Consider the following 25,659-nt stretch of genomic DNA (forward strand, 5'->3'; position numbering starts at 1 on the left):
AAGGTCATACCCTCGTCTAAGCTTTTTAGTACTTGCATACGAAAATCTAGTGAGTAAGTCATGGTCTTTATAATAACAATTGAATTTGATAATTAGTTTATAACACTTTTAGGTGGAATTGACTATAGTTTGGTGATTCATTATAAAACCACTATTTGAACCTTATAGTGGATTGTATACTTCTGAATTTTAGCTTAGGAAAGAACCTATGACTACATCAACCGTTCAATACCAAGGCGACTTGCGCACTACCGCTATTCATTTGCAATCAAACAATGAAATTATTACCGATGCACCGACTGACAATCAAGGCAAGGGCGAAGCGTTTTCACCGACTGATTTGCTAGCCACCAGTTTGGCCAGTTGTATGTTGACCATTATTGGTATCAAAGCCCGTGACATGGAGATTGACCTTGCAGGCACCACAGCTGAAGTGACCAAAGTCATGGCCGCTGATCCAAGACGCGTGAGCGAGATCCATATCATCGTGACCTTTAATAAGGAGCTTGATGATAGAACGCAAACGATCTTTTATAACACCGCATTGACTTGTCCAGTCGCCAACAGCCTCCACCCTGATATCACGCAGAACTTAACGTTCCGTATTGCTCGTGGCCTTTAATGCCATGGCAAAAACGTTATTGATTGTCGCTCATGCGCCGTCACCCAATACTGAGAAGTTGGCGCAAGCGGCGTATGGTGGTGCCAATCATCCTGATCTAGATATCACTGTCATTTTGAAGTCGCCGCAGGACACGCAGCCTGAAGATGTGTTGGCTGCTGATGCTTTGCTATTAGGCACGACTGAAAATCTGGCATATATGGCAGGGCTGACCAAAGACTTCTTTGATCGCTGTTATTATCCTGTGCTAGAAGAAAAGCAAGGCATGCCATTTGCACTATATATACGTGCAGGGCATGATGGTACGGGTACCAAGCTTGCAATAAAGACGATCACGACGGGGCTGCGTTGGTCGTGGATTCAAGAGGCAATGATACTACAAGGTGAGTGGCAAGACAGCTTTGCTGACCAAGTAAAAGAGCTTGCCATGACGTTAGCCGCTGGCGTTGAAGCGGGTATTTACTAGTAGTATATTTTGCCAATAATTCGCGAAAGATACTGCAAAGGTAACGGGCAGTCTGAGGAGAGTATCCATGCAAATCGATCATCTAAACAGCCAATTGGATATCGACGCGTTGCCATTCTCTCAAGCGTGCGAGAACAATAAGCAGCCTATCCTAGAAGTATTGCAAAACGAGCTACAAGAGCATACTCATGTCTTAGAAATCGGCTCTGGAACGGGTCAGCATAGTGTTTACTTTGCTCCTCGTTTACCTAAGATACAGTGGCAAACCAGCGATGTCACGAGCAATCATCGTCATATAGCGGCTTGGTATCATGCTTATCCTGCGCCCAATCTATCTCTACCATTAACGTTTGATTTGGCTTACGATTCTGTACCTATTAATAGTCAGTCAGTAAATAGCAATATAGCCAAGCCCTATGATGCGATATTTACGGCAAATACGCTACATATCATCAGTTGGGCGTTGGTCGAAAAATTATTTGCACTGGCTGGTGATGCGTTACCTGTGGATGGTAAGCTGATTGTCTATGGCCCATTTAACGAACATGGTAACTATACCAGTGCGGGCAACCAGCGATTTGATGCGATGTTAAGGCAAGGTAATTCTGACAGTGGTATCCGTCATAAAGAAGACATTGTAAATTTAGCAAATATGCATCATCTAACGCTTAGCAGAACGTACGCGATGCCTGCCAATAATCAGCTGTTGGTCTTTCAGAAGTATTAAATGATTAGAACGTCAAAAAAAGACACCTCACTGATGATTCGTTGAGGTGTCTTTTTTTTGCATTGCTTATATGGTGACTGATATTTTTATACGATTAGATTATTTATACTCATCTGCTAAGAAGTCCAAATAACGTTTCCAAGAGCGCTCATCGGCGCGTGCATCATATCTGTCACTGCCAAATACGCTAAAGGCATGTGGTGCGCCGCTGTAAGTGACCATTTCATGAGGAACTTTTGCCGCTTCTAGCGTTTTGCCCAGAGTCGCAAAGCTCTCTAGAGAGACAGACTGGTCAGCTGAGCCGTGGAACACCAATATCTCGCCAGTGGTCTTGTCATAACTTTGACCGGTCGGAGTATCAAAGGCACCATGGAAGGGGACAAAGGCTTTTTGCGGGAAGCCTGAACGTGCTAACTCTAATGCAACCGTACCACCGAAACAATATCCCATGGTCGTGCCGTTGCGCACATCATTGCCCTCCAGTCGTCCAGCATTTAACGCACCTTGTAGTATGCGGCGCATTTTGTTGCGATCGTCATACAATTCGCCTGTTAAACGCTTATTTTCTTCGATAGAGGTGGGACGAATACCTTGTCCAAACATATCTGCGGCCAGTACGTTGTAACCTTCATTCGCTAGCATATCAGCGCGTTTGCGTTCATAGTCGGTGAGACCATCCCAGTCATGAATCAACAAGATAAAAGGAGCATAGGGCTTATTTGCTTTAGCGTAATAGCCCTCGTATGCTTGGTTATCCACCGTATAAGTGACGTTCTTGGTCGTGATAGCGGCAGCGGTTTGGCTGATGGTCAATGCCAGGAGCCCCATTGATGCACCCGCCAATAATGAGCGGTAAGGTTTTTTGGACGAGAAATTCGAAGTTGGTAACATAGTCGATAGCCTTATAGTTATATAAAAAAGAGATAAATATATGGCTAAAAACCATGCCAATGTTATTTATCGATGATCTCTAGTACGCCATAAAGCATACCTTAAAGAATAACTAAATTACAAGATTGGGTTGTTAACGTTTAGGCTGGCTCAAAAGCCGTCAAGCGGTTGAGTGACTGCGCACGTAAACTTTAACCAAACATCAACAAGTTTCACTATGTACGTAACTATAAGCGACTTAGTTTTTGGATAAGATAAGCCGTATGCCTTTTATTCCTTTATCTTTTTTAATAATTGGTCATGCAGCAGCACAGACAAATAATCGACAGATGAAGTCAGTATTATCCCAAAGGATACAACACCTGTGTAAGCACATTTTTAATGGTCTTGGAAGAGACTATTTTACTCATTAGCTAGGATGTTTTATGAATAATAATATCGATCATACCGACCCAGCAAAAGACATGAATACTAAACGCGGCAATGGGGGCGAAACCCATCAGCGCGCAGACGATGACACCAAAGTATTGACCACCCAACAAGGCGTGGCTATCAGCGACAATCAAAACTCATTAAAAGCAGGCGCACGTGGTCCTACGCTATTAGAAGATTTTGTACTACGTGAAAAGATCAACCACTTTGACCATGAGCGTATTCCTGAGCGTATTGTCCATGCGCGTGGTAGTGCGGCACACGGTTATTTTGAGCTGACCGAATCATTAGAAGAGTATACAACGGCCAAAATTTTGACTGAGACTGGTAAACAAACACCACTTTTTACCCGTTTTTCGACCGTTGCCGGTAATAAAGGCTCAAAAGATACGCCGCGTGATGTCCGCGGCTTTGCGGTAAAGATTTATACCGAAGAAGGTAATTGGGATTTAGTCGGTAATAATATGCCGATCTTCTTTATTCAAGATGCCATTAAGTTTCCTGATCTCATTCATGCAGTCAAGCCGGAGCCGGATCGCGGGTTTCCGCAAGCGGCCTCTGCACACGATACCTTTTGGGACTTTGTCTCGCTAAGCCCAGAGACGATGCATAACCTGATTTGGCTGATGAGTGATCGTGCATTGCCGCGTAGCTTTAGCATGATGGAAGGTTTTGGTATTCATACCTACCGTTTGCTCAACAAAGAAGGTAAGAGTACTTTCTTCCGTTATCATTGGAAACCAGTAGCAGGTGTACAGTCGCTTATTTGGGATGAAGCTGTAAAAATATCTGGTGCTGACCCTGATTATAACCGCCGTGACATGTATGAAGCGATTGAAAATGGTATGTATTTTGAGTGGGAGCTTGGTGTACAGCTCTTTACCGAAGAAGAGGCCAATGAGTTTCCATTTGACCACTTAGATGCCACTAAGCTGATTCCAGAAGAGCTAGTGCCAGTTAAAATCATCGGTAAAATGGTACTAAACCGTAACCCAGATAATTTCTTTGCAGAAACTGAGCAGGTAGCCTTCTGTCCATCGCATATACCACCTGGTATCGACTTTAGTAACGATCCCTTACTGCAAGGCCGTCTATTTAGTTACTTAGATACTCAGTTGTCACGATTGGGCTCACCAAACTTTGTTCAGATTCCTATCAATGCGCCTAAATGTCCGTTTGCAAATAACCAGCAAGACGGTCATATGCAAATGCAAGTGCCTAAGACTCGTGTGCTTTATGAGCCTCAAAGTCTAGATCTAGACCGTCCACGTGAAAGTCCTCAAAAAGGTTTTAACTCGTTTCATGAAAAACTGGACGATGGCGTAAAAGGTCGTATCCGTGCTGAGAGCTTCGCTGATCACTATAGTCAGCCACGTATGTTCTATCGTAGCCAAACCCCTGCTGAACAAGCACACATTGCATCAGCCTACGCGTTTGAGCTGGGTAAAGTAGATACTGCGCATGTTCGTACTCGCGTGCTCAGTCACCTTATCAATATTGATGAAGATCTAGCTAATCGTGTTGCCAATGCCTTAGGTATGGAGCTACCAGAAGCGGCAGAACCAGCAGCACCAGTACAAGATATGGACACCTCTAAGCCTCTGCAAACGATTGGTCGTACGCCTAAATCACTAAAAGGCCGTTTGGTTGGTATCTTAGTGGCTGAAGGATCAAACCATGAGCAAGTTAAGAAGTTTGAAGATGCTATTAATGCTCAAGGCGGTATGGTCAAAATTGTTGCTCCTAGCAAAGAAGTCAAGCTTGACGACAATACGCGTATCCAAGCAGATGAGCGTGTTGCTGGCGCACCCTCTGTATTCTTCGATGCGGTAGTGAGTATCATTATGCCGGATCAAGCTAAGAAACTGGCGGAGGATAGCTCAACGCTAGATTGGTTCACTGATGCTTATGTACACTGTAAAGCCATTGCTTATTGCGGTGCAACGGATGAGTTTATCTTAAGTAAACTTCCTGTAGAAAAAGATGAGTTTGTCACACCGCTCGCTAAGCTTGACAGCTTTGTAGAAAATGCAAAATCTCGTCTATGGGAGCGTGAGCCTAAGGTTCGTGACCTTGCGTAATCGCTAGCATAATTGATGGTATCAGCTTTAAATCTATAAAGTAAATACTTAATGTAGAAAACCCAGCCTAAGCGCTGGGTTTTTTGCGTTTTTACTGGAAGTATAAACGTTGTCATTAATGATGTTACGCATTATGCGACTATTATCAACCGTATCTATAGTCACAAGCGTTCACTGAAAACAATTTGTTTTGTATTGATTATCGCTATACTAAAAATACAGAGACACTAGGATCAAATGATCAGGGATGATAAATGAGTTCGTGTGAAATTGTACGTCTAGAGGGCTATATCCAAAGTAGCTACTTGGCAGTATATCCAGATAAAATCATGTTACTAGACGGCTGTTGCCGTGCCGATGTGCCAATGGTACTTGGGTATATCAAAGATACTCTAAATAGGCCGATAACAGACCTAAAAGTGGTGGTGGTCACCCATATGCATCCGGATCATGCGGGTGGTGCGCGCAGGTTTCGCCAAGAGACTGGATGCCGCATTATCTCTGCTGATAAGAAAAGTCAGTGGTACGGCGGTATTGGTGGACGAGCGATGCATCTGGTCGATATGAATCTTGCGTACTATGTGGCGAGGCGGCAAGGTCGCCCATTTAAAAACTTATATTATCCAGCAAGTCTTCAGCCAGACATCACTGTCACCGATGGTGACTTTGTCCCAGAGTTTGATGAATGGCAAGTGTTAGAGACGCCTGGGCATACCGATCGCGATCTGTCTTTATTTCATTTGCCCAGTCGTCAGGTATATACGGCTGATCTCATCATTAAATTGCGTCATAAGTTTGTGGCGCCATTTCCTGTCTATGATCCCAAAGCTTATAAGCAATCGTTAAAAAAAATCAGAGATTTAAAACCATCAATGGTAATGATGGCTCATGGCCGAGAGCGTGCAATGAGTGAGGTAGAGTTTGATGCGTTCATCGCTCAAGCACCCAAGTATCCGCGCACGATTAAAGATACGATCAGACATAAACTGCTATGGCGTAAGAAAGGCAGCTTCCGACTTTTTAAACGGCGACATCATAAGTAGATATAAAATAAAGGATAGAAAGTGCAGACGAAAAAAAGCCCAGTTACTATGATAGTAACTGGGCTTTTCAAATATGGTGGGCTGTCCGCGACTCGAACGCGGGACCAATTGATTAAAAGTCAACTGCTCTACCAACTGAGCTAACAGCCCTGAGAAGCGTATAAAAATGACACTGCAATTTTAGCTTCGCAAGAGAAAATTCTTTAAATAGAATTTTCTAAAAGTTATGCTAACAATAAATGTATATTATTGCCAACAAGAGTAATTCATTTAAAAAAGAGCTTTTTAAACTTAACTTTATTAAACAACTACCGGATAGGGTAGAACGATGAATAAAGGTTAAACTAAAATATGGTGGGCTGTCCGCGACTCGAACGCGGGACCAATTGATTAAAAGTCAACTGCTCTACCAACTGAGCTAACAGCCCTAACGTTTAAAGTATTTGTATCCCTAAACGTGAGAGCACATTATATATATAATTCTGACAATTACAACCCCACATGATAAAAAAAGTGTAATTCTCTTATAAAATTGCCAATTTATTCCAGTTTCTTTAAATTTTTGCCATTATATCGATATTGACTGCTCTATTTGGCTAAAGCGAGCCAATAATCAATTATTAGTCTCGAGAAAGCGCCTCAACAGGATCTAGTTTGGCAGCATTACGTGCTGGCAAGAATCCAAATACTACGCCAATCAATGTCGAGCAAACAAACGCGGCAATAATAGAAGTCGGTGAGTAGATGACTTTGAAACTATCACCGCCCACACTATTAATCAGCTCACCAATGGCAAATGCCATTCCAATACCAATCAGTCCCCCTAGGATACAGACTAGAACGGCCTCAATGAGAAATTGCTGCATGATATCGCTTTGACGCGCACCTACTGCCATACGAACACCAATTTCATTAGTGCGCTCGGTGACAGAGACTAGCATGATGTTCATGACCCCAATACCACCAACAATTAACGAAATAACTGCAACTGATGAGATAAGTAGGGTCATCGTACCTGTCGTCGACTCAATGGTTTGACGGATAGAATCTGAATTTCGTAGCTCAAAGTCATCTTTGCCATGGCGACTCTCTATCAAGTCAGAGATGGCCGTCTCTGCGGCACTAGAAGAGATACTATCATCTAACAACGCCACAAAGCGGTCGATATTGGTACTACCGGTGACGCGCGACATCACTGTCGTATAAGGCATATAGATAGTAGGCGTCGTTACACTGGGACCAAAGCCACCATCGCTCTCTTCAAGTACGCCAATCACGCGTCCAGGCACACTACCAACCAATATTACCTCGCCAACAGGGTTATCAATATCTGAGAAAAAGGTCTGTTTAGCGTTGTCATCGATGATGATATCTTGACTACGTAAAGTAATGCTTTTTGCATCAAACCCTTGGCCAAGTGCTAATGTCTCACCAGTGACGGTTAGATAGTCTTCACCAACGCCATTGACGGTAGCATCCTCTTGTATATTACGATAGCGGACACTAGAGCTGGCACTTACCTGAGGGCTGACACTGATAATATAGGGCTGATTGCCGACCGCCTCTGCATCTTCTGGTGTCAAATTGTCATCGTTATAGCGGCGTCTAGGATCGCCTCTAGGGTAGCCATCATTGACGGTAATGGTATTGGTACCTAATGAGCTGATATTGGCAAGGATTTGCTGCTGAGAGCCTTGTCCAAGACCTACGATAGATACGACTGCGGCAATACCGATGATAATGCCGAGCATCGTTAGTAGAGTACGCATCTTATGCGCGCGCATGGCAAGCAAAGACATTTTGAACGCTTCAAGCAGTCGATCAATAAAACTACCAAAGGCACTTTTGCGATGCTCGCCAAGGATAGATTCTGGTTTTTTGTCTGTGTGCTTATAATGCTCAGTTTGATAGTCAGCGATGATATGGCCATCTTTGAGCTCAATCACACGCTCTGCTTGTGCTGCTAGTTTTGGATCATGAGTGACCATGATAATGGTATGACCTTGTGCGCTGAGGTCATGCAAAATCGCCATGACATCTTCGCCAGACTTACTGTCTAGGGCACCAGTTGGCTCATCTGCTAAGATAACATCGCCACCATTCATCAGTGCACGAGCGACAGAAACACGCTGCTGCTGTCCACCTGAGAGCTGATTGGGACGATTGTTGACCTTATTGCCAAGGCCGAGGTCAGTTAGTAGCTTCTCAGCACGATTGGTGCGTGCCTCGGTATCCATGCCCGCATACACGGCAGGGACGGCGACGTTGTCTTTGGCACTGATATCACCAAGCAAATGATAGCGCTGAAAAATAAAACCAAAGTGCTCACGGCGCAGTTCTGCTAGCTGATCGGCATCAAGCTTACGGGCGGATTGACCATAAATCTTATAATCACCAGCAGTGGCTTGATCTAGACAACCTAAGATATTCATCAAGGTGGACTTACCAGAGCCTGACTGTCCAATGATAGCGACCATCTCACCTTGGTGAATCGTCAGACTGATATCATGCAAGACGCGAATGGTTTGCTCACCAGCAGGGAACTCTCTGATAATGCCAGATAGTTCCATAATGGGCTTGCCTGATGCAGAGTGGGTAGCGGTATTGGTTTTTGCTGAGTTGTTTGAGCGATTAGCAGAAGTGTGTGACCCTAAGTTTTGAGCCGTGCTACTTTCAGAGCTATCTTCAGTCGACGGTTTAGGAGATTGAGATATAGTCATAGCAGTGTCTTTAATAAAGGCTAATAAGCGTTATAGTGTTGTTATGAAAGGGCTGCTATGTTTAGCAAGCCTTTCTTACTCAACATAGTCAAAGCACAAGTTACATTCGAGGTCCGCCAGGTACGCGGCCGCTATCTGATTTCTTACCGCTCTCTTCACTGATGATTACTTCTTCCCCTTCTTTCAAACCACTTAAGATTTGCGCATTTACTCGGTTATCAATACCGACTTCTACAGTACGCTCTTCTACGGTTCCGTCATCTTTTAATACACGTACAAACTTGCCCGTTGTTGATTTGCCTTTTTCTTTAGCTCGCTTTTCTTGGATCACTGTTGATGGTACTAATAGAGTATTTTTGGCTTCGTTGACGATGATATATATCTGTGCCGTCATATCGATTCGGAACAAGCGGTCAGGGTTTGGTACTTCTACGTAGCCGACGTAATAGATAGCAGCGTCTGTCGAGCTGGTGCTACTGATCTGCTCTGGGGCAGGTTCGATAGCGGTTAATGTCGCATCATACTGTTTGTCTGGATTACCGATAATATTGAAATAAGCAGGCATACCAGCACTGACGTTAATGACATCAGCTTCTGAGATTTGCGCGTTGATACGTACGGTCGATAAATCTGCTAACGTCACCAATGTGGGCGCCGTTTGGTTAGCATTGACCGTAGTACCTTGCTCAGTCGTAATAGAAACGACTGTACCTGATATTGGTGCACGAATCGTGGTATAGCTTAGATCTTCTTCAGCAGTACTGACGTTAGTTCGTGATTTGCGTAATGCTGCTTGCTGACTGTTGATATTGGCTTCTGTGGTCGCAATCGCGGCTTTAGCTGTGTCGATAGCCGCACGTGCATTGGCAACGGCTGCTTTTGCTGTCTCGACACTGGTCGCCTGCGTGTCATATTCTTGTTGTGAGATAGCATCGATAGCGACTAAGTCTTGCAAACGCGCAAAATCAGACTGTGCTTGTTTGAGCTCAGATTGGCGGCTAGCAAGATCGGAATAGGCACTTTTTAGTGCTGCCTGTTTGCTGAGCAATTCTGCTTGCGCACTTTGTAGCGCGGCTTCACTTTGCTCAAGGCTGGCTTGTTCGTTGCTCAGGTTGTTTTTTTGGGTCACTTGGTCAATCTGTGCAATCAAGTCGCCTTGCTTGACTTCATCACCGACTTCAACGTATAGGCGTTTTACCTCGCCAGATACCTGCGCGCCGACATCAACGGTATTTAACGCTTTTACTTTACCAGAGGCCATGACATTGTTTTCAATATCACCGACTTCAACGGTTGCGGTTAAATAGTTAGGTGTGGTTTCTTCTGGTTTTAAAAAAGTATAGGCCAAAGCCCCTAATGCTACGATAATTAAGGTGATGACACCCCATTTAATAGCAGATTTTCTGCTTATTTTGCGCATGACAACAATCCAATCACAATTAAATCAAGTGTAGATATAGTAGAGACTTCATGTACGAAAGGGAATGATAATTAGTTTACGAAAGGTTAAGGCCTATGTAGTACAGTTTACATAACAGCAAGTAAGCGGCTGTTAATGGATAAATATGAGGAAAGGGTGGACATGATAAGAGGTAGTAAGGGAGAGGCCTTTAAAATACTACTTGGTAAAATAAGGCATAGGGTGTGATAGTGAATGATGACTGGCTATCACGAAGTACTATCGTATGGTAAATAAACGCTTGCCTGCCAGCTCCAATGCTGCTTGCAATAACAGCTCCCATGCTGGTTGGCGAATAAGGCCTTTGATGGCTTGGTCACAGCGATAGAGCAGAGCAGGCCATTCGCTCGTTTGTTCTTTTGACTGACGGCGGCATGCTTGTTGGTATAACCCTTGCTTACTACGCCAAATGCCTAATGCTTGAGGGTCTTGACCATCCAGCAGTTGGATAATTTGACGCATGTCTTTGCTAATAGCCCAGAGTACTAAAGTAGTAGGCTCATCGGTCGACTTTAGCTGAAACATGATTTTGGCAACCTGCGTGCTATTACCCGCGAGCATCGCATCAGACAAATCAAACACGCTAAATTGCGCGTCGCTGACTAAGGCTGCTTGTAAGTCTGCAATATCCAATGTCACATTATTTACCGGCTGTGTAAAACTATTAGAGTGCTCGTTATCTTCATTATTATCACTATTGCTAGTAGCTAATTGCGGTGCAAACAGATAAGACAGGCGCCATAGCGTTTGATAAGCACTGAGTAGATGATGCTCAGTGTGTGACATAAGAAGTTGCCACGCTTCTTGTGACAGTCGTAATCCAAACTTCTGCGCCTGTATTTGCAACAACTGCTGGCGCTGCTGCTCGTTGTATAAATTGCAATCAATGACAGTGCCGTATTGAGCAAAAGGGGCAAACCACTTGCTGCTCTGACTGCGTTTGTCTTGCTTAGGTGTTAGCCATAATACGCTATGACTGTGCGCACCTGTTTGCGCCTCAACAGCAAAGCGCTCAAGCTCAGCAATAACTGCTTTATCAGGTTTATGATTGCCAGTCACGATTACCGCACTCGCATCATCAAATAGAGACTGGCTGCCAAGCTCTGACAATACTTCTTGCCAACTCTTCACCGATATCAGCTCTATACGTTTGATGGCGTAGTTTTGCGCGCGCCAATGGGGACGTAGTGCATCGATGAGCCATTGACTGAGTAATGGCTCGTCACCATGCGCCAGCCACAAGCCAGCTACCGCAACCGAAGATTGCAGGAGTTTGGGATAAGCTTGTATAAAGGTGTGTTGCATAGCGTGGTAGGACACAGGTTGGTAAACAGATGATAGCATTTGTAGAAATATGACGAGCGCTGTCGAACTTGCTTAGCTGACTAAGTTAGTGCGTACGCTCGTTGTTCTTCATACTTAAATGGCTGCAAATGATAGAGCTTAATAACAATATTTGTTAAAAGTTACTTCTCAGGTAAGACAACAACCGTTGGCGTTGTGCCTTTATTCATCAGTACAGACTGCTTGGCAGCAGGTGCAACTTTTGGTAAGGAGATCGCCACATATTGATCCGTGATACGGCGTGCTAAGCTGTCATAGAGCCAATCACGAATTTGGTCGCCTTGCTGGTCATCAGTACTGACGGATGCTTCATTGTATTGATAGCTACGCTCGACTTGAATGGGATTGGTAAGCGTGACGGGCTTGCCATTCTCGATCGTCTGGTAGCTGACATCAGCAGAGAGTACCAAGCGAATCTCTGTCAATACACCCACCAACTCGTAACGTTTAAAACGCACGTTACTGATATCGATCGCTGCAATCGGTTTAGCACCAGCTTGTTGATTGCTGCGAATCACATCATCAACTGTCATATTGCCAATGACATCGACACCTAATGTGGTTAGGCGGCGTGTCAATGGCAATTTTAGAGGAAATGAGGTGCGATTGTCTTCGATAATGACGGCTGTTTTGTTGGCATTGAGCAGCATTGGCGAATCATAGCCGCGTAGCTGAAAACCGCAACCACTTAGACCTGCCGTTGTACCCAATATCGCAAACATAGGTAATGCTGTGAGCAATGCCGTCGCAAGCTTCTTTCCACCAGATTGTTTTGTACCAACGTGCCGTGCGCTTGGCGTTGGTTGTGATTGCCAAGCTCGATGCTTATACGACATAAACGCTATCCTCATATGATAAAAAGGCTTAGAGCACTAAGCCTAGGCGACTAGCCTGCAACCACGATATTAACCAGCTTGTTGGGTACGACGATTTCTTTTTTGATCTCGCCTGTGATGAACTTTGCTACGCTTTCCATCGTTCGAGCTTGTGCTTTTAGCTGCTCAGGATCGCTGTTCGGTGCGACATCCATCTTACCACGCATTTTACCATTGACCTGAACGACCATCGTAATCATGTCCTGTACCAGCGCACTTTCATCAACAGTCGGGTAATCTAAGGTTAAAGTATCAAGGCCGAGCTGCTCAAGTAAATGCTCACCAACGTGCGGCGCATAGACAGACAGCATAATCAGCAGATTGGTCAACGCTTCGTTTTTAACGTGTAGCTCTTGCTCACTACTGGCGTTAAAGGCAGTCAACTCGTTGGCAAGTTCCATCAGGCTTGATACAGGTGTGTTGAGTGCTAAACGATCACCCAAATCACTATCAATCTTGGCGATGGTTTCGTGCGTTTTACGGCGTAAGTTTTTGGCTTCTTTGCTCAATCCCTCTGTGTTCAATGTCGCACCGTTCAGCGTATCAATGCTGATATTGGCGGCCGTTAGCGCTTGCATGTGATCATTAGCGATGCGCCATACTTTTTTCACAAAGTTGTAAGGGCCTTTTAGCGCGTCATCTGACCATTCAAGCGTCTGATCGGCAGGTGCGGTAAATAGTGTATATAGACGAACCGTGTCCGCACCGTATTTATCAATAGTCAGCTGTGGATCGACACCGTTGTTTTTTGATTTAGACATTTTTTCGATTTTGCCAATCGTGACTGGCTGACCATCCAGCTTTAAGGTCGCTTTGATCGGCTGTCCACGGTCGTTGTAGTCGATATCGATGTCTTCTGCAAAGTAGTAAGTGGTACTGCCATCCGCGTTGACACGGTAGAAGGTGCCAGCGAGTACCATACCTTGCGTCATTAGGTTGGCAAATGGCTCGTCGCCAGTGACCAAGTTTTCATCTCGCATGAGCTTATGGAAGAAGCGCGCATACAACAGATGCATCACTGCATGCTCAACACCGCCCACGTATTGATCGACTGGCAGCCATTTATTGGCAGCAGACTTGTTGACCATGTTTTGTGTGTCAGTTGGACTAGCAAAGCGGGCGTAATACCAGCTTGACTCCACGAATGTGTCAAAGGTATCGGTCTCACGCTCAGCAGGATTACCACATTTAGGACAAGTGGTATTGACAAACTCTGGTATATTCTTGAGTGGATTACCACGACCATCAGGTACGACGTCGGTTGGCAACACAACGGGCAAGTCTTGCTCTTCGACAGGAACCGTACCACAATGCTCACAGTTGATCATTGGGATAGGGCAGCCCCAATAGCGCTGGCGCGACACGCCCCAATCCCGCAGGCGGTATTGGATTTTTTTCTTGGCAAGCGATTTTGGCTCAAGTTTGGCAAGCATGGCATCAAACGCCTGCTCAAAATCTAAACCGTCAAACTCACCTGAATTGACCAGAGTGTTGCGCTCGGTATAAGCAAGATTGACTTCACTATCATTTGCCTTAGCATCTGCTTTTAAATCATCAAAATAGCCATCAGGGGTATTGATGACTTGTTTAATCGGTAGGTTGTACTTTACCGCAAATTCATAATCACGCTCATCGTGAGCAGGCACGGCCATCACTGCACCTGAGCCGTAGCTCATCAGTACATAGTTGGCGACCCAAACAGGCACTTCTTCACCAGTCAGTGGATGAGTGACGGTCAGGCCGGTATCCATACCGATTTTCTCGGCTTTGGCGAGATCGGCCTCAGCCACTGAACCTTTTTTGCACATCGCACAGAATTGGGCAATCATGTCGTCTTTTTCAGCAGCGTACTGTGCGAGTGGGTGTTCTGCGGCAACGGCGACATAAGTCACGCCCATCAAAGTATCAGGACGAGTGGTGAACACATCTAAGGTGTTTTCTTCGCCAGCAATCTCATAAGGGAAATGTACTTCCATACCGGCACTACGACCAATCCAGTTGCGCTGCATGGTCAATACTTCAGAAGGCCAGTGACCTTCTAGTTGATCCAAATCGTCGAGCAATTCATCGGCATAGTCAGTGATGTTGAAGTAATACATGGGGATGTCACGTTTTTCGACTGCCGCACCACTACGCCAGCCTTTACCATCAATGACTTGCTCGTTTGCTAAGACAGTATTATCAACGGGATCCCAGTTGACCGTCGATAGCTTTTTGTACACTAGGCCTTTTTTGTACAACTGCAAGAATAGCCACTGCTCCCACTGATAGTATTCAGGGCTACAAGTGGCAAACTCGCGTGACCAATCAATAGACAGGCCTAACAATTTAAGCTGCGCGCGCATATTGTCGATATTGGCAAACGTCCATGCAGCAGGTGGCGTTTGATTGGCAATCGCGGCGTTCTCAGCTGGCAAGCCAAAACCATCCCAGCCCATTGGCTGCATGACCTCATACCCTTTTAGGCGATAATAACGGCTTAAGACGTCAGAAATCGTATAGTTACGTACGTGGCCCATATGCAGCTTGCCGCTTGGGTAAGGGAACATCGACAGCATGTAACGACTTGGCTTGTCGCTTGGCTCATTGCTGACTTCAAAGCGCTTGTCAGTGGCCCATTTGGTCTGCTGAGCGGCTTCGATCGCTTGCGGGTTATAATGATGGTTGTCGGTTTGGTCTGCTGTCACGGCGTTGCTCATAGTCGGCTCGAAATTGGTTGATACTGATTTATTTAATACGGATTTGTTTAATACTGTTCAAAATAGGTGGAATTTGACAATGCCATAGCATAGCGTAATTTGGCAAAAATTGCGACGATATGATGCATTTGCTCATCAGGTTTGACGATTAAAAGTGAGGTATTTTTTATATCCAATCAGCCTCCGGTATAATAGAAACGTTCACCAGTATTTATGAGTAATGATAAGGAGTCATCATGACCATCACCATTTACGGTATCAAATCATGTAGCACGATGAAAAAGGCGTTCAATAAGCTTGACGAGCTAGGCGTTAGCTATGAGTTTCATGATTATAAAAAACAAGGTGTCGATAAAGATACAGTACAGCGCTGGGTGAATGCGTTAGGGATTGATAAAGTGCTCAATAAGCGCGGCACAACATGGCGCAAGCTGACCGATGAGCAAAAGCAAGCAGCTGACGCCAGTGTGGACAATGCCATTGAGCTATTGGTTGAAAACACCAGTATGATCAAACGTCCGATTGTAGAAGGTCAATTAGCAGATAAAGATCAGCCGATACTGCTGTGCGGTTTTGATGAAGCGGAGTTTGAGCGTGTGTTTGGTTAAAAACGGTCATAAAACGCCTGAGCTAATAATTAAATCTTAGCTCGGGCTTGATAACGCCAACAATAAACCAAATTACACTAAAGCCCTAAATAATGAGCACATAGAGGCGGATTTGCTCCGCTGTCCAATCAAGGGCAAACCAGTCAATCATAAAAAACGACTTCCAGCCCTCTATCCACTTTGCGCCGCCATAGCCAATGACCCACCAGCAGTAGATACTTTCTAAGATAAATAGCAGAAACCATAGCGGAAGAGACATGACTGATTCCTGTTTTTAGCTGAATTAGGCCTCTATCTCACGGCTAATCAGTGTACCAACCCCTTCGTTAGTGAAAATTTCCAGTAACGTGGCATGAGGCACACGGCCATCAACGATAACGGCACTTTTAACACCGCTACGCACGGCATCAAGCGCACACTGTATTTTGGGAATCATACCGCCTGAGATCGTCCCATCTTCGATTAAAGCATCGACTTTCTTGGGTGTTAGCCCAGTCACTACCTCGCCGTCACGGCCCAATACGCCTTTGATATTGGTCAATAGCATCAGCTTCTCTGCTTGTAAAAACTCCGCCACCTTACCAGCGACTAGGTCTGCATTGATATTATAAGTATTGCCTTCTTTATCGACACCAAGTGGTGCGATAACGGGAATGAAATCAGAGGAGATGAGCATATTGATGACGTCTTTATTGACACTGACTACGTCGCCCACAAATCCTAAATCGACAGGCACCACGACACCGTCGTTACCGATTTTTTCCATCATCAGTTTTTTGGCACGAATCAAATTGGCGTCTTTACCCGTGAGGCCAATTGCGCGACCGCCGTGCTTGTTAATCAAGCTAACAATCGATTTGTTGACACTGCCGCCAAGCACCATTTCTACGATATCCATCGTGCTTTTGTCAGTCACACGCATCCCATCGATACGATCAGACTGACGACCCAGCTCTTTTAACAAGTTATCAACTTGTGGGCCACCACCATGTACAACGACTGGATGTATACCGACCGTTTTCAGCAAGACAATATCACGAGCAAATGAGCTTTCGAGTTCAGGATCGGTCATGGCATTGCCGCCATATTTCACCACGATGAGTTTATCAACAAAGCGCTGAATATAGGGCAGGGCAGTGGTTAATACTTCAGCGGTGTTTTTGGCGTCATCTAAATTAAGTGTCATTCCTAACTCCTAAAGGGCGGGTTTTAAATGGGTTGTTCTTTTTAGCATATTTAATCGATACAGGTTTAATGCCGTTATTCAGCAGGCATGGCGATAATCTGTGTTGCCAGCTCTGCATCAAATGGGCGACACAACGCGGCAAAGGTCGCTTGAATGTCTTTTAGATCATCCATGCTGTCACCAGCGAAGCGCGCAGTCAGGCTATTACTGGTATTTGATTGACGCAACACGCCAAATCCGTGCGCAAAATCCAAGCGCACACCATCAATGCAGCTAAGTCTAGTGCCTGCTGGCAATAAAGACTTGGCTTGTTCGACAGCTATATGGGATCTGATAGTGGAGCAAGTACAGACTGGTGACGCACATAAAGCCGTTGGTAGATTGGCGGCGTCTAGTCGGTAATCAGAAATATCAAACGAATCAGCATGAGTCGTCACGCTCGCTAGCTGCTGCAAGTAGGTACAAACCCTCGTTAATTGCTCCATGATTGAGCAATCTGTCCTAGCAGTCTGCGGCATCGGCAGATAATGATCTGCTGTACTGACCATGGCGGGCAAGCGTTGGAGAATATCTGATAGTGCATTTTTATCATCTAAGATATTACGAGACTTGACAAACCAATGCAGTAAGCGCAATGCAGCATATATGGCATCATCATAAGGGATAAAGCGGCCATCATTAAAAATAAAATGCCCTGATAGCTCACCTGCAAAGACAATTTGACTATCAGGATGCTGTACCTGTTGGCGCATAAAGCTGCTACCGGTTTTGCTAATCACTGGCATCGCGCCAAGATCCGCCAGTAGCTTTGGCAGATGATGCGCGCATTTAATATCAAATAGCACCTCAGACGCTAAGGAGCTGGTCAAAGAATCCGGACGTTCTGTTATGGCAATGCGTGCTAACAAGTAGAGTAGGTGATCAGGCATGACCACTTTGCCGTTATTATCAACGATCATCAAACGATCACCATCACCATCAAATGCTAAACCAATATCGGCACAATGAAAAGCAACAGCTTGCTGCAGCGCTGTTAGACGGTTGGGCTCGGCTGGATCAGGATTACCAAGAGGAAAACTGCCATCTGGCGTGTCATTGAGCACAATGACATGCTGGCAAAAACGGTCAAATAAGCGCTGAGTGATGTTGCCAGTGGCACCGTGCATACAATCAATAACCACAACCAAATCAAGCTTAGACGCTGTTTTTCGGTTGTTTGTAGGTGCTGTCTGATTATCCTGAGTCAACTGGCAAAAGACTTGCTCAATAGCCGCGATATAGACATCTGCTACTTGCTTGGCAAGCAGCTCTTTAAGCAAAGCTCTAGACAATTCAGTATTGCTGCTAATATTTATATAGTGTGAGTCTGGTTCTGAGTCTAAGGTTGCTTGCTCGACCTGATTTTTAGATAAGTAATGAGTATGAGAGATTAATTGTTGATAAAGGGCTTGTATCTCTAAGCTACTAGGAGATTTATGATTGACCAACCACTTGATACCCAATACGTCTTTGGCAGAGTGGCTGGCGGTTACAATAATGCCATGACCTTGATACTGCTTTGCCCAAAACGCCATCATGGGTGTGGTAACAAGACCGAGCTGGATAACGCATAAACCCTGTTGGGCTAATACAGTAGAGAGTGTACGTGCAATCGATTCGCTGCCATGACGCATATCGTAGCCGATCACCACGATAGTTTCGGCTACTGTATCCTCTTGAACATTCATGGTGCTATCGGGAGAATAAGTAACATCAGCAGTATTGGCATCGATATCTTGGGTTAGCGCTTGTGTCAGGTGGTGTGACTCAGCGCTATAGAGCTGAGCAAAACGATGGCCCAGCGCTTGTACAAACTCATCGGTGAAATGCGTGTTTGTACCACGGATGTCATAAGCACGAAATAAGGATTGCTGCGCCGCAAAAGATGGCATGGCTTATTCTCCTTATTGACGTGGTAAATAGGTAATTATGAATACAAAACGGGTAGCGTAACATTCTATTAATGTAAACAATTACTCTTAGTCGCCATCCCAATAATTATTTTAGCCACTAAACTGGCACTGCTAACCTGAAATCGCCACCTCAACGATCATTAATTGAGCGAATAATTACTGACGGCCTGAATGTCCAAATCCGCCAGCACCGCGCACGCTTTCATCACTGAATTCTGCAACCACTTCAAACTCAGGACGGGCAACAGGCACCACGATATACTGTGCCATGCGATCGCTTGGGTTGAGAACAAAGTCTTCGTTACTGCGATTCCAAATACTGACCATCAGCTCACCTTGATAGTCGGCATCAATCAGCCCAACCAAGTTACCCAAGACGATGCCGTGCTTATGGCCAAGGCCTGAGCGTGGCAATATCATACCGGCATAATTAGGGTCTTGAATATAAACAGCAAGGCCCGTACCGATCAAGTGGGTTTCGCCTGCTTTGATCGTTAAAGGCTCATCAATACAAGCGCGCAGATCGATACCAGCACTGCCATCGGTAGCGCGAGTCGGTAGAGAAAATGCTTCATCTTCAATAATTTTAGGATTGACTACTTTCACTTGTACAGCTTGCATAACACACTCACTTAACGATTTAGAAGTTTTATAAATTAAGACTATTTAACAATATTTTATAAACAACAATGATATATGAATAGCAATGCTGTGTTTTTATTGGATACTTTATTATTTAGCAATTCACTAGAGTATTAACACACTCGCCAAGCCTAAAAATGACATAAAACCAACAATATCCGTCACGGTGGTCAAAATCACCGAGGCAGACAAGGCTGGGTCAATGTTCATGCGCTTAAGTAACAGCGGTATACTAATTCCCGAGACATTCGCCGCCGTCATGTTGATCGCAATGGCAAAGCCAATGACAGCACTAATTTCGATGTCATGAAACCATAATTGGGCAATAAATGCCATGATGATCGCCCAAATGATACCGTTTATCGCGCCAACCCACAGCTCTTTATTAAGGAGCCAGACTCGGTTAGAACCACCGATTTGACCCATTGCCATCCCGCGGATAACGACGGTCAAGGTTTGCGAGCCTGCAATACCGCCCATGCTGGCGACCACAGGCATCAATATCGCCAGCGCCACCACTTGTGCCAAGACTTCCTCGAATTGTCCAATCACCGCGGCTGCCAAGAGCGCGGTACATAGATTGATACCCAGCCAAACACTACGGCTTTTGGCACTGGTCAAAATAGGCGCAAACAGCTCTTCGTCTTGACTGACACCAGCAAGATTTTTCATAGTGCTATCGACATCATCTTGGATAATCTCCATGATGTCCTCGCCATTTAGCTGTCCAACCAGCTCGCCATAGCTATTTGTCACGGGGGCGAAACGAATGTCTTCTGAACGAAAAATCGCTGCAGCATCTTGGATATCTAGGCGATCATTGATGGTGATAGCCGTATCAATCAGTTCTGAGACTAGGGTGTTTTGATCATGTTTAATCAGATCTACCAGACTCAATAGCCCAAGTAATTGCTGGCTTTGATCGACAACAAGCAGTTCTTGGCTTTCGTCATCGAGCAGATCCTCGTTTTCGCGTAGCCAATCCTGTACATCCGCCAGACAGATATCATCCCGTATTTGGATAATATCGGGATCCATGTAGCTCCCAACTTCCCAGTCATCATACGTATCAAGTTTATTGACTTGGACGCGCGTTTCTTCATCGAGCGTTGCCATGACTGAGGTACGTACGCTCTCAGTGACAGTATCCAAAATCTCAGAGATGTCTTGGGCATCAAGATCTTGGGTAAATAGCGAGATTTCTTGAGAAGAAATATTCTCTAATAATGGCTGGCGGGTATCGTACTCGAGCTCAGCAAGTACCTCACCTTTAATGCTCTCTGGTACTTGCTCCCAGATGAGTAGGCGGTTTTGAGTCGGGAAAGACTCTAGTAGGCTTGCAATTTCATACTCAGACTGCTTTTCTAAAAACTCTGTAATCGCCTCATATGCTTTATCAGCAACCAAATCCTGCAAATACAGCAGTTTATATTCGGCACTGTATTCAGCCGGATTATAATCTCCTGGTAGCACTGATGGTCGTTCCTGATCGGGCATCGAGGTAGGCATAAGGATTCCAATATCTTTTATAAAGTGTTAATAATAGCAAATGGCAAAACGTCGGGTTAGCGTTTGCCGAGTCAGTTCTTTTTGGCATCAGCACTGTCAATATTGATGTTAGCGCTTACCCAATAAAGCGCGAATATTGGCTAAGTACTCATCAGCGACCGCTTCTGGGTCTTTGATGGCTTTTTTCTTTTTGGCCTTGGCGGGCCAGTCAACATGATCTTCAGGTAGCTCGTCCAAAAATCTGGACTCTGAGGTCACGCGCATCTGACCACCGGCACGGCGCTGGGCCGCAAGCGTCAAAGTCAGCTCACGACGCGCGCGGGTGATGCCTACGTACATCAGACGACGCTCTTCTTCGATCGTCTCACTCATAATAGAGTTACGATGCGGTAGCATCTCTTCTTCAAGCCCCATGATATAAACAAAATCAAACTCCAAACCTTTTGCAGCATGCAAGGTCATTAGATTGACTTTGTTGGTGTTCTCTTCTTCTTGCTGCTGCTCGAGCATATCGAGCAAGACCAGCTTACGAATGATGGTATCAATCGTGCGGTCTTCGTCTTCTTCTGCGCGATTAATGAGAGATTGGATACTGGTATAGAGCATATCGATATTATCAATACGGTTTTTTTCTTGCTGCGGGGTTTTGGCATCGCTACGGACAAAATCTATATAACCCGTCTCATCAATCATTTGGCGTACGATTGGCACAGGATCAGGGTGTTGATCGAGCTCACGTGTATAGTGCTCGATGAACTCGCCAAACTCTTTGATCGTGCCATACGCTTTTGACGGCAACACATGAGCCAAGCCGGCATGAGTACAAGAAGCCAGTAGCGAGATACTATGCTCTTGAGCAAATAAGCCAAGCTTTTCTAGCGTAGCAGGTCCCATACCGCGCTTGGGTGTATTGATAATACGTAAAAACGCGCTGTCATCTTCAGGGTTCAAAATCAAGCGTAGATAGCCCATGATGTCTTTGATTTCACTACGCGCAAAGAACGATTGACCGCCTGATAGCTTATAAGGGACTTGTAGCTGGCGCAATTGTGCCTCAAGCATTCGTGCCTGAAAGTTACTGCGGTAGAGTACTGCATACTGCTCCCACTCATTACCAAAACGCAATTTGTGCGTGACGATTTCTTTGGCGACGCGCTCAGATTCATCATCATCATTACGGCAGTTGATAATCCGAATTTTTTCGCCTTGACCTTTATCTGACCACAGTTTTTTTTCAAATAAATGCTCGTTGTTCAGAATAACGGCATTGGCAGAGGTCAAGATACGGGTGGTTGAGCGATAATTTTGCTCAAGCATGACGATTTTTAGTTTTGGGAAATCTTCTTTTAGCAGTGCCATGTTTTCAGGCTTCGCCCCGCGCCACGCATAGATAGATTGGTCATCATCACCTACCACGGTAAAACGACCTTGCGGACCAACCAGATGCTTAATCATTTCATACTGGGCGGTATTGGTATCTTGATACTCATCGACCAATAGATAACGAATACGGTTTTGCCATTTGTCTCGCAGCTCTCTATTTTCACGCAAGATTTTGGTCGGCAGTACAATCAAGTCATCAAAATCGACGGCATTATACGCACGCAAGTTACGCTCATAAAGCGCATACAAGGTCGCAAAAATCATGTCTTCTGGATCGTCTAACGTCTCCATCGCCTTGTCAGGCTCAATCAAATCGTTTTTCCAATCAGAGATCATCTTGATGGCTTTACCAACCAGCTCACGACTTTCAGCGCCACTCAAGTTGTCGCGCATCATCAGCTCCATCAAGAGGCGCTTACTGTCATCGCTGTCCATGATAGAGAAGTTGCCTTTTAGTGGCGTATGCATCAGCTCATAGCGCAAAAACTGCAGGCCAAATTGGTGAAAGGTCGATACAGTCAAGCCGCGCGTTTTTTCGCTTGGGAGCAGTTTGCTCACACGGGCTTTCATTTCACGTGCCGCCTTATTAGTAAAGGTCACCGCTGTGATGCGCTCGGCTGGCATGTCGCACTCTTGAATCAGATACGCAATTTTACGCGTGATCACCGAGGTCTTACCGGAGCCAGCACCTGCGAGCACAAGTAGTGGGCCGGATACGTAGAGCATGGCTTCTTGTTGTTTGGGATTGAGTTGACTCATAACGTGACCTGTAAGACAAAAGCAAAAAGAGGGTAGCGCTGATATAGCACAATTGATATCTTAATAATGTTTGTTATAAGGATAATAGAATTTAAGGTTTGATGATGACATATCGTAAAATTAGGTGGGTCATTATAAAGCAAAAACGGTCACTTTTGGGGAGGAGTTGGGTGATGAAAATAGGGTATGAGCGCGCTTGATTTTTGATAAATAGCGTGACAGCGTTTGCGCATCGAACAAAGCATGGATTTGGGGTTAATATAAGGTAACGTCTATATCATAATTTTTGGTAAAAAAAACACATTTTGTTTCATAGAAAATGACCGTCGAATACAGTTAAAAACTAGCTTTTAGGCACTGATATGCGTATAGTACATAAATAATTTATGCCAGTTGTCACGTCATTATTAACCACGTGTAATGAGCTATTAAATCAATTAAGTACGCAGTCAGATATGATATTGATTTAATACGTTGATCTTACGTTGTTAGAAGATGCGTTGGGCGACCAGCCTTTATCCGCGTGCATACCGGAATCTCTACCGTTGGTCAGGTCTGACATCGTCGTTAATAAGCTTGATAATTGGTTATTACCAGCAAAATACCTAACATGTGACTCAATGACAGTTACTTAAACACAGTGTCAGTGAATGACAACTGCTTTGTGTTTTCGTCTGCGTTATACCTGTCGTGAGGCGGCCTTAATGGGTCAGTGCCTGCGCTGTGTCTAACACTCGATTGGGTGAGGAGCACGTATTATCATGTCTGCTTTTAATTGGTCAGCAGTTGCTTTTATCTTAGCCGCCATTGGGCTAGTTGTCTTTATGCTGGTGGTACCGCGTTTACTTGGTGGTCGCTCTCAAGGCTTACAAAAAGAAGAGATATTTGAAGCGGGTGTTGTCGGATCTGGCAACGCCCGTATTCGTTTGTCTGCTAAATTCTATTTGGTCGCGATTTTCTTTGTGATTTTCGATTTAGAGGCGCTGTATCTCTACGCGTATTCTGTGTCAGTGCGAGAGGCCGGCTGGCTTGGTTTTGCCGCTGCTGCTACCTTTATCACTATTCTGATTATCGGTTTGATTTATGAGCTGAGCTTGGGTGCGATGAACTGGGCACCTGCTGACAAGCGCCGCAAAAAACCTCGGCTACATGCTGCGCCAGCTGGTTTTAATTTGGCAGACATCACCAAGTTTGATGGTGCTCATGAGCTGATGGTCGATCCTACTGGTAAAGTACCCGCGCAATCATCCGGTCAAATCAATGTCTCAAACAATATCGAAGCCAACCGTCGCCATCTACAAAACATTGATCATATCAATACCACAGGTAATGTGACGTCTGTGGACTTTGCGACGTCTGCACAAAACGACAAGCCTGCGCACTAGTGAGTACTGCTGGCTTTCGCTGATCGCATTTTGTTGCAACGATTGCTTGTGATTGGCCCCTTATTAATAACGAAATTTTTGGCGACAGCGTATACAAGATGAGTATGACGCCAAGCTTAATATAAAGGTTGTATGTTATGAAATACACATTAACAAAAGCCAACCCTGATGCAGATACCTACCCTGCACAGACCCGCCAAACGGTCAATGATCCTATCGAAGATGAAGTCAATAAAAACGTCTTTATGGGTCGTCTCGAAGACCTCGTTCATTCGACAGCAAACTGGGGGCGCAAGCACTCGCTCTGGCCATTTAACTTTGGTACGTCTTGCTGTTATGTTGAATACGCCACTACCTTAACCGCCGTTCATGATTTGTCACGCTTTGGGGCCGAAGTTATCCGCGCCTCACCCCGTCAGGCAGATGTGATGATCGTTGCTGGTACATGTTTTGTCAAAATGGCCCCTGTTATTCAGCGTCTTTATGAGCAAATGCTTGAGCCAAAATGGGTCATCTCTATGGGTGCTTGTGCCAATTCAGGCGGCATGTATGATATCTACTCGGTCGTACAAGGGGTGGATAAAGTGATCCCTGTCGATGTGTATGTGCCAGGCTGTCCGCCGCGTCCAGAAGCATTGATTCAAGGCTTGATGTTATTGCAAGAATCTATCACCAAAGAGCGTCGTCCGCTGGGCATCCATGTCAATGAGCAGGGTATCTATCAGCCGCAAATGACGCCTGAGCGTGACCGTAAGCAAGCAGATCGTATCGCTGTCAAAAACTTGCGTAGCCCAGACAGCATCTAAGTTTAGACAGTATCTAAATTTAGATAGCATGTAGATTTAGCAACCTCAATATTTTATGCGCTCATCATGG

Annotated in this window: 20 protein-coding genes and 2 tRNA genes; 8 read left to right on the forward strand and 14 right to left on the reverse strand. The window is 45.0% G+C overall.

What is annotated here, in order from left to right:
• Positions 1 to 208 precede the first annotated feature (208 nt).
• From HL061_RS11815 to HL061_RS11825, 3 genes are all read left to right on the forward strand, one after another.
• Complete coding sequence (locus HL061_RS11815; RefSeq protein WP_212563808.1) at positions 209 to 622, forward strand: OsmC family protein; 414 nt, start codon at positions 209 to 211, stop codon at positions 620 to 622.
• Between the two features lie 4 nt (positions 623 to 626).
• Positions 627 to 1,088 (forward strand): flavodoxin family protein, encoded by a 462-nt coding sequence (locus tag HL061_RS11820; RefSeq protein ID WP_240365348.1) that lies wholly within the window; start codon positions 627 to 629, stop codon positions 1,086 to 1,088.
• Positions 1,089 to 1,155: 67 nt separating this feature from the next.
• Positions 1,156 to 1,815, forward strand: a complete 660-nt coding sequence (locus HL061_RS11825; RefSeq protein ID WP_240365347.1) for a DUF938 domain-containing protein — start codon at positions 1,156 to 1,158, stop codon at positions 1,813 to 1,815.
• Positions 1,816 to 1,914: 99 nt separating this feature from the next.
• Here the strand turns inward: HL061_RS11825 and HL061_RS11830 are convergent, their stop codons facing one another.
• Complete coding sequence (locus HL061_RS11830) at positions 1,915 to 2,706, reverse strand: dienelactone hydrolase family protein (RefSeq protein ID WP_252962853.1); 792 nt, start codon at positions 2,704 to 2,706, stop codon at positions 1,915 to 1,917.
• A 425-nt stretch (positions 2,707 to 3,131) separates the two neighbouring features.
• Here HL061_RS11830 and HL061_RS11835 point away from each other — a divergent pair, with 425 nt between their 5' ends.
• Positions 3,132 to 5,219 carry a catalase gene (locus tag HL061_RS11835; protein WP_252962854.1) on the forward strand — a complete coding sequence of 696 codons (2,088 nt, stop codon included), beginning with the start codon at positions 3,132 to 3,134 and terminating at the stop codon, positions 5,217 to 5,219.
• Between the two features lie 254 nt (positions 5,220 to 5,473).
• Positions 5,474 to 6,262, forward strand: a complete 789-nt coding sequence (locus HL061_RS11840) for an MBL fold metallo-hydrolase (protein WP_252962855.1) — start codon at positions 5,474 to 5,476, stop codon at positions 6,260 to 6,262.
• A 74-nt stretch (positions 6,263 to 6,336) separates the two neighbouring features.
• Here the strand turns inward: HL061_RS11840 and HL061_RS11845 are convergent.
• The 7 genes from HL061_RS11845 to leuS all read right to left on the reverse strand — a co-directional run bounded on the left by HL061_RS11845 (position 6,337) and on the right by leuS (position 15,359).
• A tRNA-Lys gene (locus tag HL061_RS11845) sits at positions 6,337 to 6,412 on the reverse strand.
• 202 nt (positions 6,413 to 6,614) lie between these two features.
• A tRNA-Lys gene (locus HL061_RS11850) sits at positions 6,615 to 6,690 on the reverse strand.
• A gap of 192 nt (positions 6,691 to 6,882) precedes the next feature.
• Positions 6,883 to 8,832: a MacB family efflux pump subunit gene (locus HL061_RS11855; protein ID WP_228724661.1), complete on the reverse strand. Its 1,950-nt coding sequence runs from the start codon at positions 8,830 to 8,832 to the stop codon at positions 6,883 to 6,885.
• A 250-nt stretch (positions 8,833 to 9,082) separates the two neighbouring features.
• Complete coding sequence (locus HL061_RS11860; RefSeq protein ID WP_093070736.1) at positions 9,083 to 10,402, reverse strand: efflux RND transporter periplasmic adaptor subunit; 1,320 nt, start codon at positions 10,400 to 10,402, stop codon at positions 9,083 to 9,085.
• A gap of 258 nt (positions 10,403 to 10,660) precedes the next feature.
• Positions 10,661 to 11,746: a hypothetical protein gene (locus HL061_RS11865; RefSeq protein ID WP_093070734.1), complete on the reverse strand. Its 1,086-nt coding sequence runs from the start codon at positions 11,744 to 11,746 to the stop codon at positions 10,661 to 10,663.
• 161 nt (positions 11,747 to 11,907) lie between these two features.
• Positions 11,908 to 12,621 (reverse strand): hypothetical protein, encoded by a 714-nt coding sequence (locus HL061_RS11870; protein WP_240365343.1) that lies wholly within the window; start codon positions 12,619 to 12,621, stop codon positions 11,908 to 11,910.
• Positions 12,622 to 12,671: 50 nt separating this feature from the next.
• On the reverse strand, positions 12,672 to 15,359 hold the full coding sequence (gene leuS / locus HL061_RS11875; protein ID WP_252962856.1) for a leucine--tRNA ligase: 2,688 nt from the start codon (positions 15,357 to 15,359) through the stop codon (positions 12,672 to 12,674).
• 236 nt (positions 15,360 to 15,595) lie between these two features.
• Between leuS and HL061_RS11880 the strand changes: the two genes are divergently transcribed.
• Positions 15,596 to 15,967, forward strand: a complete 372-nt coding sequence (locus HL061_RS11880) for an arsenate reductase (protein WP_240365342.1) — start codon at positions 15,596 to 15,598, stop codon at positions 15,965 to 15,967.
• An 85-nt stretch (positions 15,968 to 16,052) separates the two neighbouring features.
• On the opposite strand, the gene HL061_RS11885 is transcribed toward HL061_RS11880, so the two are convergent.
• The 6 genes from HL061_RS11885 to HL061_RS11910 form a co-directional block, all read right to left on the reverse strand.
• Positions 16,053 to 16,226 (reverse strand): hypothetical protein, encoded by a 174-nt coding sequence (locus HL061_RS11885; RefSeq protein ID WP_197496697.1) that lies wholly within the window; start codon positions 16,224 to 16,226, stop codon positions 16,053 to 16,055.
• A gap of 24 nt (positions 16,227 to 16,250) precedes the next feature.
• Positions 16,251 to 17,153: an acetylglutamate kinase gene (gene argB / locus HL061_RS11890; RefSeq protein ID WP_071003266.1), complete on the reverse strand. Its 903-nt coding sequence runs from the start codon at positions 17,151 to 17,153 to the stop codon at positions 16,251 to 16,253.
• 74 nt (positions 17,154 to 17,227) lie between these two features.
• On the reverse strand, positions 17,228 to 19,084 hold the full coding sequence (locus HL061_RS11895) for a phosphomannomutase (RefSeq protein ID WP_071003267.1): 1,857 nt from the start codon (positions 19,082 to 19,084) through the stop codon (positions 17,228 to 17,230).
• A gap of 177 nt (positions 19,085 to 19,261) precedes the next feature.
• On the reverse strand, positions 19,262 to 19,726 hold the full coding sequence (gene dut / locus HL061_RS11900; protein ID WP_071003269.1) for a dUTP diphosphatase: 465 nt from the start codon (positions 19,724 to 19,726) through the stop codon (positions 19,262 to 19,264).
• A gap of 126 nt (positions 19,727 to 19,852) precedes the next feature.
• A complete protein-coding gene (gene mgtE / locus HL061_RS11905) occupies positions 19,853 to 21,244 on the reverse strand; it encodes a magnesium transporter (protein ID WP_167669402.1) in 1,392 nt (463 codons plus the stop codon).
• Between the two features lie 120 nt (positions 21,245 to 21,364).
• The gene (locus tag HL061_RS11910) at positions 21,365 to 23,398 is read right to left on the reverse strand and encodes a UvrD-helicase domain-containing protein (RefSeq protein ID WP_071003273.1); all 2,034 of its coding nucleotides are present in this window, start codon (positions 23,396 to 23,398) and stop codon (positions 21,365 to 21,367) included.
• Positions 23,399 to 24,159: 761 nt separating this feature from the next.
• Between HL061_RS11910 and ndhC the strand changes: the two genes are divergently transcribed.
• Positions 24,160 to 24,783 carry an NADH-quinone oxidoreductase subunit A gene (ndhC, locus tag HL061_RS11915; protein WP_093070712.1) on the forward strand — a complete coding sequence of 208 codons (624 nt, stop codon included), beginning with the start codon at positions 24,160 to 24,162 and terminating at the stop codon, positions 24,781 to 24,783.
• A 137-nt stretch (positions 24,784 to 24,920) separates the two neighbouring features.
• Positions 24,921 to 25,589, forward strand: coding sequence for an NADH-quinone oxidoreductase subunit B (locus HL061_RS11920; protein ID WP_058024548.1), 669 nt, complete (start codon positions 24,921 to 24,923; stop codon positions 25,587 to 25,589).
• The last annotated feature ends 70 nt before the right edge of the window (positions 25,590 to 25,659 follow it).

Origin of the sequence: Psychrobacter sp. PSP (assembly GCF_024085615.1) — a bacterium.
GTDB lineage: Bacteria > Pseudomonadota > Gammaproteobacteria > Pseudomonadales > Moraxellaceae > Psychrobacter > Psychrobacter pacificensis.